Origin of the sequence: Pseudomonas sp. BSw22131, from assembly GCF_026810445.1 — a bacterium.
Classification (GTDB): Bacteria; Pseudomonadota; Gammaproteobacteria; order Pseudomonadales; family Pseudomonadaceae; genus Aquipseudomonas; species Aquipseudomonas huanghezhanensis.
Genome location: NZ_CP113949.1, coordinates 5062606 through 5079150 on the forward strand (window position 1 = coordinate 5062606; position 16545 = coordinate 5079150).

General features: G+C 58.9%; 15 protein-coding genes. 5 read left to right on the forward strand and 10 right to left on the reverse strand.

The window, feature by feature from the left end; all coding sequences use genetic code 11:
• The 7 genes from OYW20_RS22840 to cobG all read right to left on the reverse strand — a co-directional run bounded on the left by OYW20_RS22840 (position 1) and on the right by cobG (position 7018).
• Positions 1–645 (reverse strand): hypothetical protein, encoded by a 645-nt coding sequence (locus OYW20_RS22840; protein WP_268798159.1) that lies wholly within the window; start codon positions 643–645, stop codon positions 1–3.
• Entirely contained in the window at positions 635–1375 is a 741-nt protein-coding gene (locus OYW20_RS22845; RefSeq protein WP_268798160.1) for a hypothetical protein, read from the reverse strand. Before OYW20_RS22845 ends, OYW20_RS22840 begins: the two co-directional genes overlap by 11 nt.
• Before the next feature lie 55 nt (positions 1376–1430).
• The gene (locus OYW20_RS22850; RefSeq protein ID WP_268798161.1) at positions 1431–2255 is read right to left on the reverse strand and encodes a hypothetical protein; all 825 of its coding nucleotides are present in this window, start codon (positions 2253–2255) and stop codon (positions 1431–1433) included.
• A gap of 354 nt (positions 2256–2609) precedes the next feature.
• Positions 2610–4325 (reverse strand): precorrin-3B C(17)-methyltransferase, encoded by a 1716-nt coding sequence (gene cobJ, locus OYW20_RS22855; protein ID WP_268798162.1) that lies wholly within the window; start codon positions 4323–4325, stop codon positions 2610–2612.
• Positions 4325–5059, reverse strand: a complete 735-nt coding sequence (locus OYW20_RS22860; RefSeq protein ID WP_408005433.1) for a precorrin-2 C(20)-methyltransferase — start codon at positions 5057–5059, stop codon at positions 4325–4327. Before OYW20_RS22860 ends, cobJ begins: the two co-directional genes overlap by 1 nt.
• Positions 5056–5682: a precorrin-8X methylmutase gene (locus OYW20_RS22865; protein WP_268798163.1), complete on the reverse strand. Its 627-nt coding sequence runs from the start codon at positions 5680–5682 to the stop codon at positions 5056–5058. Before OYW20_RS22865 ends, OYW20_RS22860 begins: the two co-directional genes overlap by 4 nt.
• Positions 5675–7018, reverse strand: coding sequence for a precorrin-3B synthase (gene cobG, locus OYW20_RS22870; protein ID WP_268798164.1), 1344 nt, complete (start codon positions 7016–7018; stop codon positions 5675–5677). Before cobG ends, OYW20_RS22865 begins: the two co-directional genes overlap by 8 nt.
• Positions 7019–7606: 588 nt before the next feature.
• On the opposite strand from cobG, the gene OYW20_RS22875 reads away from it, so the two are divergent.
• The 5 genes from OYW20_RS22875 to OYW20_RS22895 all read left to right on the forward strand — a co-directional run bounded on the left by OYW20_RS22875 (position 7607) and on the right by OYW20_RS22895 (position 13183).
• Entirely contained in the window at positions 7607–9364 is a 1758-nt protein-coding gene (locus OYW20_RS22875; RefSeq protein ID WP_268798165.1) for a phospholipase effector Tle1 domain-containing protein, read from the forward strand.
• Positions 9357–10016, forward strand: coding sequence for a DUF2931 family protein (locus tag OYW20_RS22880; protein ID WP_268798166.1), 660 nt, complete (start codon positions 9357–9359; stop codon positions 10014–10016). The genes OYW20_RS22875 and OYW20_RS22880 overlap by 8 nt, the downstream gene beginning before the upstream one ends.
• 145 nt (positions 10017–10161) lie before the next feature.
• Positions 10162–11364 (forward strand): precorrin-6y C5,15-methyltransferase (decarboxylating) subunit CbiE, encoded by a 1203-nt coding sequence (cbiE, locus tag OYW20_RS22885; RefSeq protein WP_268798167.1) that lies wholly within the window; start codon positions 10162–10164, stop codon positions 11362–11364.
• The gene (locus OYW20_RS22890) at positions 11364–12461 is read left to right on the forward strand and encodes a cobalt-precorrin-5B (C(1))-methyltransferase (protein WP_268798168.1); all 1098 of its coding nucleotides are present in this window, start codon (positions 11364–11366) and stop codon (positions 12459–12461) included. Before cbiE ends, OYW20_RS22890 begins: the two co-directional genes overlap by 1 nt.
• Positions 12458–13183: a cobalt-precorrin-6A reductase gene (locus OYW20_RS22895; protein WP_268798169.1), complete on the forward strand. Its 726-nt coding sequence runs from the start codon at positions 12458–12460 to the stop codon at positions 13181–13183. The genes OYW20_RS22890 and OYW20_RS22895 overlap by 4 nt, the downstream gene beginning before the upstream one ends.
• A gap of 63 nt (positions 13184–13246) precedes the next feature.
• On the opposite strand, the gene OYW20_RS22900 is transcribed toward OYW20_RS22895, so the two are convergent.
• From OYW20_RS22900 to OYW20_RS22910, 3 genes are all read right to left on the reverse strand, one after another.
• Positions 13247–14146, reverse strand: coding sequence for a LysR family transcriptional regulator (locus OYW20_RS22900; protein WP_268798170.1), 900 nt, complete (start codon positions 14144–14146; stop codon positions 13247–13249).
• Between the two features lie 280 nt (positions 14147–14426).
• Positions 14427–15179, reverse strand: coding sequence for a maleate cis-trans isomerase family protein (locus OYW20_RS22905; RefSeq protein ID WP_328284796.1), 753 nt, complete (start codon positions 15177–15179; stop codon positions 14427–14429).
• 28 nt (positions 15180–15207) lie between these two features.
• On the reverse strand, positions 15208–16530 hold the full coding sequence (locus OYW20_RS22910) for an MFS transporter (RefSeq protein WP_268798171.1): 1323 nt from the start codon (positions 16528–16530) through the stop codon (positions 15208–15210).
• Positions 16531–16545: the final 15 nt, after the last annotated feature.

Here is a 16545-nt window from a genome sequence, read left to right on the forward strand (position 1 = left end):
TCACAACTGAATGATCTCGATGGTTTTCAAGGAATTTTCGGAGAGGTAACTGCGGATTTTGTCCCGGTAAGGCGCATATCCCTGCGCCGTAAACCTGAAGGACGCGCCGTTCGGCCGTATCGTCATCTCTCCGGTGAGGGCATGCCAAAAGAAAAACGCATCGCTGACGGCAGTGGTGGTCATGTGCAGCCCGCACACCATTATCGTGACCCCACCCCGGTCGTCCATCTGACACGGTACGACCTGAAAACTCTCGGACCGCCCTGCGCTGAACCATGAATCAAAAAATATTTTTGCATGGTCACTTGCCAGCAGTATGTCCAGCGAAGTGCGCATCAACGCCCGAAGCTCAGGCGATGTAGCGCGTCCCGAGATCTGTTGGGGAACGCTCTGCAAATCACGCAGGCGCTTGATCACAAGCCGGATGGGATCGATAGCGCCGGTCAGCACGCCGCCTTTCTGAAGGATTATTCGCTGATACTGCTCGATCCACAGCCGCCATTGGGCGCGTTTTTCGTGCTTCTTGTCGGCTGAAAGCTGTGCATACATCAGGCAATCCAGGATGTCATCGCGCAGTGCCCGTGGAACGTCGTCACTGAATGACAGCACACCGTCGCCGATCAAAAATGTGTCGTTACTGGCCATAGGCAGCCTCCCACAAGGCACGGGTCAAAGCCTGACGCCGGCCCGCCAGCGCCCTGGTAACCTGGGCACGGTTACGGCTGAACGGTTTCTCCTGCAACTGCAGCGCATAAAATGTCAGCTGGACGCTCCCTGAAACCTGAAGCGACGCAGCCGGCTGGAACAGGAAGTCCGGGGGCAGCGGCAACTGACTGGTGAAGTTGACACCCGCGAGAAACAGCGACGAATCAGGGCCGACAAAACCCAACTGCATGGAAACGTGAGTACTGCTAGGTGCATCGCATCCATCGTCTGGGTTCGGTAGTGAGCACGCCTTGGTCAAAGCAGGTACAGATTGCAGCACCTGATCGGCGTAAAGCCGGACCGCTGGCTGATCGGGCGCGCTCATGTAACAAGCTGCCGACAAGGCTTGCGCGCAAGTGATTGCACCGGCAGGCATGAACGCCGGCAGGTCTGCCAGGATCCAGTCCCACAAAGTAACGGCTTCAGGGCTGGCAGGTGTCTGCAGCGTGCTCGTATCGCTATTCAGCTTCCAGCCGAACGCCACGATCGCTCTTACGAACGTGTCGTCCCAACCATCAAACTCAGTGAACCGTGAGTGTTTTTTCGAGGCGGCAAGTTGCATGTACAACATGGAATTTACGACGTCGTCTTTATGGAGCAGCGTACAGACGGCGGGGACGAATAACAGACAACCTGCGCATACCAGCGCTTCATCTTTTCCTTGATGCATAAAATTCTTCCTTGGGATGCATGAAGTGGCGGGGGCGCGAGGCCCCCGACCACTTTTAAATCTCGAATTCTTCAATAGCCTCTATACCGCGATCACTCAGTTTCTTTTGAACGGCATCCCTGAGCGTCCCGTATTGACGCGAATTGAGGACAACTCCATTGCCCTCCTTATAGGTTTCGACGTCAGACTTGTTCCACTCCCAAAACAAAACATTGGTCACATCGGAACGCGTCTCGAAGCTGACAGCACCTACTACCACTGTGACGGTACCGTCCTGACTTTCGTTGCAGGTCACGATGCGCACGCTGCCACCGCGATTCTGCCTGGCGTGACGCTCAAACAGGCGCAGCGGTTTTTCACTGGTTTTGAGCGCGCTGACAGTATCCGTAGCCACTTTGATCATGGCACCGGCAGTTGTTAACGGCAGTGTGGCGGCAGAGAGCACCGAGCTGATGATGTCCAGACCGGCCTGCTCCATGGTGAAGCGGGTACTGCTGGAGACAACTTGTTCATAGTTCCAGTTGGTAGAAATCCAGCCGAGCACCGTCAGCACTTCGATGTACTTGGCGTACCACTGCACCCTGTGGTTTTTTTGATTGAATGCTTTGTTCGCCACCAGCGATGCGAACAGCAAACTGTCCATGATGTCTTCTTTGCTCTCGCGAGCCATGCCTTCAGTGAAGGCAACGATGTTGCCCTCGACCACCGCCCCTGCCGCCCGGAGTTCATCTTCGGATGGATCGAGCGCCGCCCGTGCAAGCGTCGAGCGTCTTACACGCACCGATGGAGCATCAACATCGTCAAACTGCTCGTCGGCCAGTTCATGTGACTCAATGAAGCGCAGGCGTTCTTCGTGATTCATATCTACTGCGTGATTCATTTTTTAATCCCTTAATTAGATGTCCGTCTTGGACAATCCAGAGACTAACGAACCCTGCGGACTGCTGCCGAGCGCACTCATAAGCGGGATATCAAGCTACTCACGCAAAAGCAGCCGGCGATATTTGATTGAGTAAAAATCCAGGAAGCTCGAAGTTCGCTGCGCATCCCGTAAAAGTAAGCGCTTGGGAATATTCGGTTCGGGTGACTGAATACGTACTACAAAGTCCGTGGATGCAAAGACCAGGCTTCATCCAGAGCCGGGAAGTTATTCCCGCATCACCGAGACCTGAAAGCGTTGCGCTTTCAGGTGTTTCTCGGTTAGCCCGCAGATATATCCGACATGCCTTAAGGCTCAGCCTGTAGGTTTCACGCCATACCACCTGGGCGTGTACACCCACTGACTGCCATCTGCGCGATCAAAAGCGGCAGTCAAGGACGAACCAATCAGGACCATGGTGCGCATGTCCACTTGCTCCGGGGCCAAGTCGCCCAGTGTAATAACCCGAAGCGTCTGGCCTGGCCGCCCGATGTCGCGCCCAAGCGTCACAACGGTTTCAGGACGGCGATGCTGACGCACAATCTCCAGCGCCCGCCCCAGTTGCCAAGGGCGTGAACGGGAAATCGGGTTGTAGAACGCCAGCGCCAGGTCTGCCTGACACGCAAGGTCCAGACGCTTTTCGATGATATCCCACGGTTTGAGGTTGTCTGACAGCGACATCACGCAGAAATCGTGCCCCAAGGGCGCACCGGCCTGAGCCGCAGTGGCCAGCGAGGCGGAAACCCCGGGCAGGATTTCCAGTTCCACCTGATGCCAGTCGGGATTGTCCGAATCATGCAGCGCTTCCAGCACCGCAGCTGCCATGGCAAATACGCCGGGGTCGCCGGATGACACCACCACCACCGAGCGCCCTTGCGCCGCCAACTCAAAGGCATGGCGGGCGCGCAGCATCTCTTCACGGTTATCCGTGCAATGCAGCACCTGATCGCCGCGAAACGGCCCGGCCATCCGCACGTAGGTTTCGTATCCGAGTACATCGTTGGCCCGAGCCAATTCGGCCTTGACCGCTGGGATCATGAAGTCTGTAGCTCCCGGCCCCATGCCCACAACCGCAAGCCGCCCTCGCCCACGTCCCATCTGCTGGACATCGAGCGGTGCAGACGCCACGGCAATCGCAATGCCTTCAGCGATACAGATTGGCGGCAGCAGTTGGGGCAGAACTCGCTGAGCCATTTCGCTCACATCAGACGCCCCGTCGACAAACCGTAACGGCACGCCCAGTTGGGCGGCGGCCGCCTGCAACGCCGGATTGGCCATTTCGCTGTCGACCGCGATCAGGCACGCCAGCGACTGCACGGCAATTCGCGCATCGTGCAAGGCCGAACGCACTGCGCTCGCCAGCTCGGGCACTGCCGGGTTCACGGCCACCAGCACATTGCGCGGGTAGATCAGCAGTTCATGCGGCGAAGGCTCGCGCGAAGCGCTACCGACATGAATCGCCAGGTGCGCATGCTCGTCCTCAGGCAGTTGTGCCTGATCAAGCCAAGGCGCCTCTCCTTCGATACGAACGCTTTGGCCGGACAGTAAATCCGACACAAAGCGTTTGCCCAGCGCCAGGTCGCCCAATGCATAACCTGCCGGTGGATTAAGCAGGCAGGTGCCGAAACGCAGCTCGCCGCTGGTGGTGATGGCGGCTGAGACCTCAAGGCACGCGGCAATGTCGCGGGCCATGACGTTGACACCACCCAGACCACCGAGCAACGGAACCACCGCGCTGCCGTCTTCAGCAACGGCGAGCACGGGGGGGTCGGCACCCTTTTCGAGCAACAGCGGGGCCAGGGTACGAATCACAATACCGGCCGCGCACAGCGCAATGATCGGAGTGTCCTGTTGATACAGCTGGCGCATCGTCGCGCCAAATTCGTCATAGCTGTGGTCTGCGCCTTCGACACGTCCGGCGAGTCCATGGATCGATGCGTCGGGGTACAGCACTTGAATTCGCTGCGCCGTGGCCAGCGCCCCATTGCCCAGAATGACGATGGCAGGCGCTTTGTCGGGAGACACGCTCATCAGCCCTGCCACCGTTCGCCGGGTACGATGATCAGCGAGAAATAAGGTGACGACATCGGGTCGACCTCAGCCAACGGCACGATCTTCTGGTTGGACATAGTCGCGCGCTCGACGTACAGCGCGCGCTCGGCAAGCCCGGTTTCGACAAGCACCTGACGCACCTTCGGCAAATTACGGCCCAGTTTCATGATGACGGCAGCATCCGCATCCACCAGCTTGCGCTTGAGCTCTTCGGCTGACAGCACGCCAGACAGCACTGACAGGCTCTGATTGCGGTACACCAGCGGCGCACCCAATACCGACGCGCCACCCAGCATGGAGCACACGCCGGGTATCACTTGCGCTTCGTACTGCTCGGCGAGCCGGTCGTGCAGGTACATATAAGAGCCGTAGAACATCGGATCGCCTTCGCAGATCACCGCCACATCACGCCCGGCATCCAGATGCGCGGCGACATCGGCGCTGCACCTGTCGTAGAACTCGCTGATCACCTGCTCATAGGACATTGGTGCCGGCAGCGCCTCAGTGGTCACCGGATACACCATTGGCAACAGCGTCTGCGCAGTCTGCAAGTGCCCCTCGATGATGCCGAAGGCATTGCCCTTCTTGCCCTTGGCGACGAAGTACGCCACCACGGGCGACTCACGCAGCAAGCGCAGCGCCTTGACGGTGATCAGTTCCGGATCGCCGGGGCCGACGCCCAGGCCGATCAAGCGACCGCGAGCCTGCATCATTCGACCTCCGTTGCCAGTGCATTGACGGCGGCCGCTGCCATGGCGCTGCCGCCCAGACGACCCTGCATGATCACGTACGGCACGCCACGGCTGTCGGCGGCGAGCATGTCCTTGGACTCTGCAGCACCGACGAAGCCCACCGGGAACCCGAGAATCAACGCGGGTTTTGGCGCGCCTGCGTCGAGCATCTCCAACAGATAGAACAGGGCCGTCGGCGCATTACCGATCACCACCACGCTGCCTTCCAGGTGCGGGCGCCACAACTCCAGCGCGGCCGCGGAACGCGTATTGCCCAGCTCGCGGGCCAGGTCCGGAACGCTGCTGTCTCTTAACGTGCAGATCACTTGATTGTTGGCCAGCAGACGCGTGCGGGTCACGCCCTCGGAGACCATGCGCGCGTCACACAGGATTGGCGCACCGGCCGCCAGCGCATCGCGTCCGGCTTTTCCGGCGCCGGGCGAGAAACGCAGGCCCTCAATAGCGTCGACCATGCCGCAGGCATGAATCACCCGGACCGCGAGTTTTTCCAGGTCCGCCGGGATCGTGTCGAGTCTGGCTTCAGCACGAATGATCGCGAAGGAGTTGCGATAAATCTCCTGCCCATCGCGAATGTAATCAATCATCGGTGTTGCTCCGTGAGTCGGCGTTCAACTGCGCGCCGACTGCTTCAATAGTGAGGTCACGCCCACGCAGCTCGCCGAAACCCGGCTGGTCTGCGTCGCGAAAATAGAGGTTGTAACAGCCGCTTCCAACGGCCAGCAACGTCACCGGCGCGGTATGCGCAGCAGCACACGAGCGGATGCAGCCCGATAAGTGAACCGGGCGGCTTTGCGTCAGCAGGTCGGCCAGCTTTCGTGCATCGGCCTTGGTGTCGGCCAGGCCTTTTACACACGCGGCAGAACCCGTGCAGGCAATCAATTGCGACAACGGTTGCTCAACCGTCGTGATCAAGCCCGCGTCCCGCAAGCCATCAAGCACGTGCGTGGCGTGATCGAGAGCAACGTTGCGCAGCATCAGGCTTTGCCATGGCGTCATCGACAACGTGCCGTCGCCAAACTGCACGGCGAGATTTGCCGCCTTCGCCAACATGGACGGATCGAGACGGCCCAAAGGCACTGCCGCGCCGACTGCCACACGCCCCGGTTCGGCCTGTTGATAAATGCCGACGTGCCGGTTGGACGGGTTTGATCGACGACGACGCGTGGTAATGGCTGAATCGGCTCGAAGCGTGGCTTTCAATTTGGCTGGCAGCTTTTGAAGAAATGTCTGTATCGACATTTCAGCCAGCAGATGGCGCATACGGGTCTGTTCAGGCGGCGCTGATACCAGGAAAACCTCAAGCACTGAAATCACCAGTGCGTGCGCCTGATCCATTGGCACCGCCGCAATTGGCGAGTCATCCGCCGGACAGCCGGCCAGTCCAAACGCCATCAGCGTTTCGCCTTCACAGCGCATTGCCGATAGCCACAAATCATGGGGATGTTCGAGCATCGCCAGCCCTTCGCCACCGTCCAGCGATAGCGCAAATTTGGGCGACAGCTCATGAAAGCCGGGGTGATTCTCCAGAGAGTCCAGAATGCTTCGCGCCAGCGGTCGTGTGTCGCATAACTGCTGCGGGTCAACGCCAGCGGTCGGGCTGAGCATCAGATTGCGCACGTCATCGCTGGCCGGATTGCTCGGCCCGAGGCCTGCGTCGAGCAGCATCGCAATCAAACCCTGGTGATCAGCCCCGATCCCGCGAATCTGCAGATTGCAGCGATTGGTCGCCTCGATCACTCCGCCTGCGTAAAGCGCGGCCGCATCGGCCACCGCATGTGCCTGGGCAGCCGTGATCACCCCGCCCGGCAGTTTGATCCGGCAGATCCCGCCATCCATCGCCGGGACGATACGCAACAACCCCGGACAGGCCGAGGGGCGTAAAGGCGTTGAACGCGGGCGAGCGGAAAGCGGCTCGGACAATGGATCACCTGATTAGAGGGGGTCGGGTAAAGGGCAAGGCCTTTGCGCCTTGCGGGGCGGGTATTATGCCTGCTTTGTGAGCGGGCATGAAAACCACCGATCCCGGAAAGCAACGCTGCGGGCTTAAGAACAGGGCCCATCGTTTTCCGTGGGCATCCTGTTGGACCGAGCGCGCCACCTGCCAAAGGTAGGAACCGGAGACGGCGCTTTCCGGACTTCTCCTACAACCTCGGATGCCCTCTGCGTCATTGATGTGTCTTGCATTCATGCACCCTACCCGCAGCGACTTCTCTGCTCGCTGCACACCCGTGTTTTAGCGTCGCTCCGCTCAAGTAGCCACTGTTATGGAAATCACAAGGCGTCCATACGGCCGCTGACTTTCTGCTTTGCGCAGAAGCTTGAGCAACGGCCTCACTGGCGCACCGTTAATAGGACGGTGCCGCTCACACTTGCTCAACATTCGGCAACGACACGGACGTAAACGGTAAACAAGGATTGAGCTCAATGGCCAAAGGATATTTCATTCGCATAGGCGACCGGACCACGTGTGGCGGGGTCGTCTTGCACGCGGATAAACGCAACACGCTGATGGGTAACGCCCGTGCCTGCGAAGGTGATCCGGTGACCTGCGGCGTAGATGGCAAAACCTACTGGATTCAGGGCGGCATTTTCTACATCAAAAGCTTTGGGAAGCGGGTTGCTGGAACGCTCGATAGTACAAGCGCCTGCTCTTGCCGAGCCGAATTCACACCTTCCATCAAAACCGCTACCTATGAACATAGAGTGGAAAGCAGGCAGATCATCTTGGCGATGGCACCAAGCCTGGTCCCGACACCTCAGCCAGCGACCGACCAGACACGCGTCGCCAAGAACATGTTTGCAGACACCGAGGTAGAAGAGGAGGAGGAAGAGGTCGAACAGGAGCAGTTGATTACCCTGCGGATCGGGGTGTTCTTTGATGGCACAGGCAATAACCAGGCGAACAGCGAGAGCGTCGCTGGCTGTATGGCTCGCGACGTGAATTTGCAGGATGTGGCCGAGGAAGTTCGCAAATACTGTGAGGCCCATGGCTACGACAGTGAAGGCAGTACACCGGACGACAGTTATGGCAATGACGCCAGCAATATCGCTCGGCTGTATGACCTGTACATAGATCAGGCGGAAGACATTCTATCGGCTGACGCTGGTAAAGCATCGATGAAGGTTTATCTGGAGGGCGTTGGCACTGTAAGTGGTGGCAAGGATGTGTTGTATGGACAAGCCACAGGGCGCTGGGCCACCGGAGTACTAGCGCGGGTTGAACAAAGCCCGGGGTTGATCGTGAACCGGCTGAATTCGTTCATCGACAATAACGCCGGAGTGAAAATCAAAAACATCGAAGTCGACGTTTTCGGATTCAGTCGGGGTGCAGCGGCTGCCCGGCACTTTGCGAATGACCTACGCAAAGGCGCAAACAGCCTGTTGGCGAAAGCATTGCCTGCTAACTCGCCAATGATGCATGACGGATTCAACTGGCAGGTTCAGCGCGACGTAATCATCAACTTCATTGGTTTGTTCGATACGGTGGCGGGAATTGTGTCGCCATTGGTAGGTGACTTCAGCGCGGGTGACGCCCGCACTTCTGGAATTGACCTGCCATTGCCCGCCAGCGCTGCACGTAAAATCGTGCAACTGGTGGCTCGAGATGAACATCGCTTGAATTACTCACTGACCCGCACTGGAAACGACATCGTGCTGCCGGGGGCGCATTCTGATATCGGAGGTGGCTACCTGCCTCGGTCTCGCGAGCGATTGCTGCTCAGCAAACCGTTGAACAGTCTTGAGCGAATTGATCTTGCCAATGAGCGTGCGAACTCCGTCATTCAGATGCGGCGAAACCCTGAGGCATACCTTCGGTTGCTAACAGCGCATGGAGTCGAGACGACACTGGAAGTCTGGTCGGTTGATCAGCCTCACCTTCGCTCTGACTTGCAGAAGGAAAAGCGCGTGTATGTGGCCGCAAGCGTGGATCGACAAGTAGACGGGGACCTGTCCAAAGTCTATCTCAGGGTTATGCGAGAGTTAGGACTTCGAAATCAAGTGCCATTCAAAAAAATTGCTGACGTGCCCACACTTGCTTTACCGAAAGATCTGGAGCCGATCGCAGAAAAAATCCAGGCATATGCCTTGGGTGAATCCAGCACGCTAAACCTGACCAAGTCGGAAGGAGCCCTTCTGTTCCAGCGCTATATCCATCTGTCCGCCAGCTGGAACGCCGTAAAAACCTGGAAGAACAGCGATTTGGGCATCATGTTCATCAATCGACCTGCTGACAACTACCAGCGAGTGATGCACCCCAATGAGTAAATTTCCAAGGCTATTCAAGGCTGCCCTGATACTGCTGCTTGGTGGTGTCGGTAGCGGATACGGATCCGAGCTGCCTTACGATTCATGGCGACTGGGTTTCTTCGCTCCCAACTACATGGAAGTGTGGATTGAAACAGCGGACGTGGTGGACATCAATGACCGCTGGTTCAAGAGGGCCGGAAGTGGGGTCGTATCACTCCAGACCCCGCCAAACCTCAAAGGTAACCCACGAGGCTGGCCCAAAAAGCCAGGTGCAGGAGCAGGCAAACAGGTGACAGGCGCAGACCTGCCGCGCTTTGTCTATGTGCGCTGGCAATCACTGGCCGAACCTCAAACCTATTTCGCTTATGTCGAAATCCCCGAGGCGACCCGGGCAGCGATGATCAAGGGCGAAAAGACCTATTGCCGGGGCACTGGCAAATGGATAACCGACTACCGGGATAACCTCGCAATGGGTCTCGCTCCGGGCGGCGTCGTCAAAACCTGGATAAAGGGAAGTTGCCTGCACGCCATTGAGGTCAGCCGGGTCCAGGGAAAGGTGGTGAAAGAAGGGCCATCACTCGGGAAAAATAACGGCCGCTACGCATTGCCGCTGGAACCGGAGTCCAAAGCCTACATCGACAAGTTCGGCATTCCCTACGGCTCTTGGTAATGGAAAACGTCAAATTTCCTTACGGCGACCGGGCTTGCCGGCAATAACGCCAACGGACACTTACTGCCGGGCGACGGGGTATCATGCGTATTTTTCGCAGACGGGGGAAAGCCGGTCTGTCGGAAGTTCGATTTGAGGAAAGTGCATGTCGCCGTGGCTGACAGTCGTGGGAATCGGTGAAGACGGCTACAAGGGGCTGGGTAAGAACGCACGTCACGCGCTGCTCAAGGCGCAGCAGGTGTTCGGCAGTTCACGTCAGTTGGCCTTGCTGCCCCCATGCATTCAGGCCCAGCGTCTTCAGTGGCCGAGTCCGTTTTCATTGAGCCCGGTGCTTGAGCAGCGCGGCTTACCGACGTGCGTCCTGGCCAGTGGCGACCCGATGCTGTTTGGTGTCGGCGTCAGCCTGACGCGGCACGTGCCGCTTGAAGAAATGCTCGTGCATCCTGCGCCTTCTTCGTTTTCGCTGGCGGCTGCGCGCATGGGCTGGGCGTTGCAAGACGTGGTCACGTTGTCTGTCGTCGCCCGCCCGCTGGCTGCGCTGAATGCCCAGTTCCATCATGGCCTGCGACTGCTGGTGTTGAGCAATGACGGCAGCAGCCCGGCTGCCATCGCCGGTTTGCTGCGTGAGCGTGGTTTTGGCCCGAGCCGCATGACCGTGCTGGAGCATCTGGGCGCAGACGCCGAACGGCGCGTCGATGGCATCGCCAATGAGTGGCCGGACGCCGACATTGCCGCGCTGAACCTTGTCGCGATTGACTGCCGTGCGGCCCCCGATGCGCTGCGTCTTTCGACCCTTGCCGGTCTGCCGGACGAAGCTTTCATGCATGACGGGCAACTGACCAAACGCGATGTGCGCGCCATCACCCTCGCGCGTCTGGCACCCAGGCCCGGCGAATTGCTGTGGGATGTCGGCGCCGGCTGCGGCTCGATCGGCATTGAATGGATGCGCGCCCATCCCACCTGCCGCGCGTTGGCGGTAGAAGCTGATGCAGGGCGCCAGCAATTGATCGAAGTCAATCGTGATGCGTTGGGCGTGCCGGGCCTGCAACTTGTGCGTGGGAGCGCGCCGCAGGCATTGACGGGTCTTGAGCAACCGGACGCGATTTTCATCGGAGGCGGCGTTACCCGACCCGGCGTGCTGGAAACCTGCTGGCAGCACCTGCGCCCGGGCGGCCGCCTGATTGCCAATGCCGTGACGCTGCAAAGCGAGGCGACACTGGTCAATTGGCGCGAACAACACGGCGGCGAACTGACACGTATCCACCTCGCCCACGCCAAACCGCTGGGTGACTTCGATACCTGGCGGCAGGCATTGCCAATCACGTTGCTGGAGGCGATCAAACCCTGATGCGCGAAGAAACCGCCGAACAACCTGCGCCACTGCGCAGCGGATTGACGACAGGCAGTTGCGTCACGGCAACCAGCCTTGCGGCCGCACGTCTGTTGCTCGGTGGCGAGGCCAGCGATGCTGTGCAGATCGTGCTGCCCAAGGGCAAGCAGGTGCCAATGCGGCTGGAGTTTTGCCGCTTGCTGGCCGAGGGTGCAGAGGCCGGTACGATCAAGGATGCGGGCGATGACCCGGATGTCACCCATGGCGCGCTGGTGTTCAGTCAAGTCAGGCTGATGGCGGAAACAGGGGTGAAGTTTTTCGCGGGCCCCGGTGTAGGAACCGTTACCCGACCGGGCTTGGTATTGGCCGTTGGGGAGCCAGCCATAAACCCTGTACCGCGAAAAATGATCATCGAACACCTGAGTCGTCTGGCGGAGGAGTTCAACTATCAAGGCGGCTTTGAAGTGACCGCTTGCGTTGAAAACGGCGGCGAACTTGCGCTCAAGACCATGAACCCGCGACTGGGCATCCTCGGCGGGCTGTCGATCCTCGGCACCAGCGGCATTGTCCGGCCCTTCTCTTGCGCAGCATATATCGCCTCGATTCACCAAGGCATCGACGTCGCCAGAACCAACGGTTATGTGCACATCGCCGCCTGCACCGGCAACGCCAGCGAAGACACCATGCGCAATTTATACGGCATACCGGACATTGCCCTGATCGAAATGGGCGACTTTGTCGGCGCCGTGCTCAAGCATTTGCGCAAAGTACCGGTCGATAAACTCAGCCTGTGCGGTGGTTTCGGCAAGATCAGCAAGCTGGCCGCCGGGCACATGGATTTGCACAGCCGTCACTCCAGCATCGATCTGCCGCAATTGGCGAAATGGGCTGCTGATGCTGGGGCCGATGCCGCCCTGCAACAGGCCATCTGCGAGGCCAACACCAGCCAGCAGGCACTGGCAATGGCCGCTGCGCAAGGGATTGGATTGGGCGACGCCGTTTGCCAGCACGCGCTGAATTTTGCCCGAAGCATTGTGCCTATACAGGTGCAGGTGGAGGTTTTCGCCATTGATAGACAGGGTGGCATTGTCGGCCGTGCGGGGGTTTGCGAATGAAACGTTTGTTGCTATTGGGTGGCGTGACCGAGGCGCTTGCGATGGCCCGGCAATTGGGGCCGAACCATATTTACAGCCTGGCCGGTGTGGGTCGGGTGCCCACTGATCTGGTTTGTCAGGTACGCGTGGGCGGCTACGGCGGTGCTGATGGACTGGCGCAGTTCATTGGCGATCACGGGATCGATTTGCTGGTGGACGCAACGCACCCTTATGCCGCGCAAATGAGCCAGAACGCAGCGACTGCCGCGCAGCAGGCCGCAATACCGTGTTGGGCCTTGCGCCGCGCCGCCTGGCAGGCAAGTTCTCTGGATGACTGGCGTGAGGTGGCCGACTGGGATGAATTGATCGTCGCGCTTGCCCCGTTCAAACGACCGCTGTTTACGCTGGGTCGCGAGCCGTTGCAGCACCTGAATGAGATTCCCGGCCACCAGTTCTGGACCCTGCGCGCGCTGGACAACTACCCCGGCAATGAACGCTGCGAGGTGATCGGCGCGCGTGGACCTTTCCTGCTGGAAGACGAGCGTGAGTTGTTCTCGCAACGAAACATCGACGTGCTGATCAGCAAGAACAGCGGCAGCGGCGCAACCGACCCCAAACTTGAAGTCGCACGCGAACGCGGGGTGCCCGTGCTGGTGCTGAAGCGACCTGAATTGCCGGTCGTGGATCGAGAATTTTCGACCGCCGAGAGTTTGATGCAGGCGCTACGCGGGGATTTTTTATAGCGCGCAATGCAGGCCGGATGCGCAAAGCAGCGGCCCTGTAGCTGCGAATTCATTCGCGTGGCGTCAATCCTGACACAGCGTGGGGGTGGCCAACAGGTGGTCGACGAACAGGCGCGCTGCTGTCGATAGACCTTCACGCGAGCGCACGCACAGCGTCAACTCGCGGTTCGCCCAATCCTCTTCCAGCGCAACAACCCGCGCGCCGTGCATCTTGTATATGTCGGCGCTGCCCTGGGGCATGATGCCGATGCCCACCCCCGCCTGGACCATCAGACACAGTGCGTCGTAGCTTGAAACTTCCATGCGGATTTTCAGCGAGCGACCCAGATCGTTGGCGGCTTTGATCAGTTGGAAATTCAGGTGCGTGCCGCTTCGGAGCGCGACGAAGTCATGGTCCAGAGTGTCAGCGAATCTGACGCCCTGCCGGTCAGCCAACAGATGTTCATTGGGTACGAGCAATACCAGACGGTCAGTGCGAAACGGGAACACTTCAATGTCAGCGCCGTGAGGCAACCGGGTAAAGATACCGACGTCCGCACGGTTTTCAGCGACGGCTTTGGTGATGCCCAGGCTTTTCTGCTCTTGGAGCACGATGTTGATCAGCGGGTATTGGTCCATGAACGACTTGATCAGCGCGGGCATGAATTGCGTGACGGCGGAAATGTTCGCCAGCACCTGCACCGAGCCGCGACGGCCATGGGAGTAATCGCGCATCTGCACAACGATTTCATTGAGGTTGTTCAGCGCGCTGCGGGCCATGAACAGCAACGAAAGGCCGGCGTCGGTGGCGGTGATGCCTTTGTTGGTTCGGTTCAGCAGTGGGGCGTCGAGCAGGTCTTCGAGTTCACTGAGCCGCTTGCTGACCGCCGCTGCCGCAATGTGCTCGCGCTTGGCGGCAGCCGCGATGGTGCCCTCTTCGATGACGCTGACGAACAAGCGCAGTGAGACGGGATCGAGCTTCATATGACCTACCGGGCGTGCTGGCCTGAATGGCTGCCATCTTACCTCGGCTTATGTAAGAGCGCGCTTGCCCGCGACTGCGAGAGGTCTGCGATGAATGTGTTGTCTGATACACCGCTATCGCGGGCAAGCGCGCTCCTGCAATGGATTCTCGCCATGACTTGAATCCGTATTCGGACACACCATCCTGCAGGAGCTGCCGAAGGCTGCGATTTCGGTATGTCTGACACACCGCATCGCAGCCTGGCGTTGCTCGTCAGCGCCTGCAGGGGAGCACTTCAGCTCAGTACTGCCCCGAAAGCAGATGCCCGGCATTCGGTACTCTGGCTTCAAGGCCCAAGGTTTTGAGGATTTGGTAAACGGTCGCGACCGACGCCGACAACACCGGCTTGTCGAGACGATCCTGTACGACCTGAATCGCAGGCAAAGACGGCATTTGCACACAGCACGACAACACAACGCCGTCGGCCTGTCCGATGTTCAACCGATCGGCGTGGGCCACCAGGTCCATCGGGTCCAGACGACCGACCGCAAGGTTGTCAGACACTTCCAGGCTGATCGAATCGACCACCTCGATCCCTGCCGCTTCGATGTAGTCGATAACCTGTTGCGTCAGCGGCTTCATGTACGGGGTGATGATCGAAACTTTTTTGTAATTCATCAGGTTCAGGCTGTCGATCAGCGCGCCTGCCGAGCTCAGCACCGGTGTCGGCGCCTGGTTGTCGTGCACGGTTTTGCTCAAGCGGTCCTGGGAAACTTTGTGGTAACCCGCGCCCTGGCACATGATCGCCACCAGACAGGCGTAGGCCATGACATCCACCCGCGCATCGCTCAACTCCAGCGCGCAACGGTCACTGTCGATGTCCATTTTCTTAAGCTCTTCGGGGCTGACTTTCATCATGCGCATGCGCGAAGAGTGGAAGGTGAAGTGTTCTTCCGGGAACAGCGAGTAACGCGAGGTCAGCATCGCCGGGATTTCGGTTTCCATGGTGGTGTTGGAGCTGGGAACGATTTGGCCGATTCGAAAGTTTTTCATGAGTCAGTCCTCAAAAAGGGGTTAAAGATCAGTTGCCGCTGGTGAGTTGAACGCCTTTGGTTTCCTGCAGCGTGAACACCATGACGGCGGCAATTGCGTAGGAGACAGACGCGAGCGAGATCGTGGCTGTAAAGCCGATCAAAGGAATCAGGATGGGCACCAGTTTGATGCCGGCGATGGCGCCGACCCGCCCGAAGTTGAAGCAAAAACCTGACGCTGTGGAGCGGATGCTGGTAGGAAACAGTTCCGAGTACCACGCGCCGAATCCACTGAAATATCCCGTGAAGAAACCCAACAGGGCAGCCAGCGAACCCAGGATCACGATGTTCTGGGTGTTGAACAGCAGTTTGCCGTCTGTCAGTGGCATGAGCGTCGCCGAGTAGGCAAATACCGGCACCATGATCGCCATGCCGCCAAAGAAAATCGCGAAAGACAAACGACGGCCCACCGCTTCAGCCAGATAGCCGTAAGCCAGATAACCGATGGTGGCGCCGATGCCGATCCAGATGACAAAAACCGGCGCCTGGTCGATACGCACGTTCAGAATGTTCTGCAGGTACGCCGGCATGAAGGTGGTGATGATCCAGTAGCCATACATACCCAGCACCGAAATACTCAGGCCGAGCAGGGTCATTTTCAGGTATTGCGGGCTGAAGATTTCCATCAGCCGCCCTTTATCGGCGTTTTGGCTCATGTATTCGCGGTTGGCCAGCCAGACCGGCGACTCCTTGACGAACAGCCAGATAAACACGAGCGTGAAGTACGCAGGGATCGAGGCATAGATGAACAAGTGGCGCCAGGATTCGGGGTTGCTGCTATCGAGCAATGTCCAGGCGAAGATCGCCGCCAGCAGACCACCGCCCGACCAGCCGGTCTGCATGACGGCGAAGGCTTTGGCACGGCCTGCCGGTGGCCAGATCTCCGAGACCAGCGCGGCAGCGGCCGACCATAAGCCACCAACGGCGAGACCCACGCAGAAGCGCAACAGATTGAGCTGCCACAGGCTGTCTGCAAAACCACAGAGCAATGTGCCGGTGCCATAGACGAACACCGAAATCATCATGGTTTTCTTGCGGCCAATCTTGTCGGACAGGTTACCGAGGAAGAACCCTCCGATGCCGGTTGCCAGCAGAAACCAGGCCACCGTAGAAACGACATCGCCCAAACCCACCGAGAAAGTTTTGGCGATAGCCAGCAGAACAAATCCGAATACTGTGGCGTCCAGGGCATCGAACAACCAGGCGGCCCAGGAACCGCCTAACGTCATGTAACGCTGGCTCGCGGTCAATTGAGCGCTGCCGTCTATTGCTGAGGCGGCACCTGCAACAGGTCCTGCGGCAAGAGTTTTCATAAAGGAAACCTCGTG

What these genes read in the sequence shown, in the direction of transcription:
- OYW20_RS22840 (WP_268798159.1), bottom strand. Translation starts at nt 645, where the DNA reads ATGGCCAGTAACGACACATTTTTGATCGGCGACGGTGTGCTGTCATTC.
- OYW20_RS22845 (WP_268798160.1), bottom strand. Translation starts at nt 1,375, where the DNA reads ATGCATCAAGGAAAAGATGAAGCGCTGGTATGCGCAGGTTGTCTGTTA.
- OYW20_RS22850 (WP_268798161.1), bottom strand. Translation starts at nt 2,255, where the DNA reads ATGAATCACGCAGTAGATATGAATCACGAAGAACGCCTGCGCTTCATT.
- cobJ (WP_268798162.1), bottom strand. Translation starts at nt 4,325, where the DNA reads ATGAGCGTGTCTCCCGACAAAGCGCCTGCCATCGTCATTCTGGGCAAT.
- OYW20_RS22860 (WP_408005433.1), bottom strand. Translation starts at nt 5,059, where the DNA reads ATGATGCAGGCTCGCGGTCGCTTGATCGGCCTGGGCGTCGGCCCCGGC.
- OYW20_RS22865 (WP_268798163.1), bottom strand. Translation starts at nt 5,682, where the DNA reads ATGATTGATTACATTCGCGATGGGCAGGAGATTTATCGCAACTCCTTC.
- OYW20_RS22875 (WP_268798165.1), top strand. Translation starts at nt 7,607, where the DNA reads ATGGGTAACGCCCGTGCCTGCGAAGGTGATCCGGTGACCTGCGGCGTA.
- OYW20_RS22880 (WP_268798166.1), top strand. Translation starts at nt 9,357, where the DNA reads ATGAGTAAATTTCCAAGGCTATTCAAGGCTGCCCTGATACTGCTGCTT.
- cbiE (WP_268798167.1), top strand. Translation starts at nt 10,162, where the DNA reads ATGTCGCCGTGGCTGACAGTCGTGGGAATCGGTGAAGACGGCTACAAG.
- OYW20_RS22890 (WP_268798168.1), top strand. Translation starts at nt 11,364, where the DNA reads ATGCGCGAAGAAACCGCCGAACAACCTGCGCCACTGCGCAGCGGATTG.
- OYW20_RS22895 (WP_268798169.1), top strand. Translation starts at nt 12,458, where the DNA reads ATGAAACGTTTGTTGCTATTGGGTGGCGTGACCGAGGCGCTTGCGATG.
- OYW20_RS22900 (WP_268798170.1), bottom strand. Translation starts at nt 14,146, where the DNA reads ATGAAGCTCGATCCCGTCTCACTGCGCTTGTTCGTCAGCGTCATCGAA.
- OYW20_RS22905 (WP_328284796.1), bottom strand. Translation starts at nt 15,179, where the DNA reads ATGAAAAACTTTCGAATCGGCCAAATCGTTCCCAGCTCCAACACCACC.
- OYW20_RS22910 (WP_268798171.1), bottom strand. Translation starts at nt 16,530, where the DNA reads ATGAAAACTCTTGCCGCAGGACCTGTTGCAGGTGCCGCCTCAGCAATA.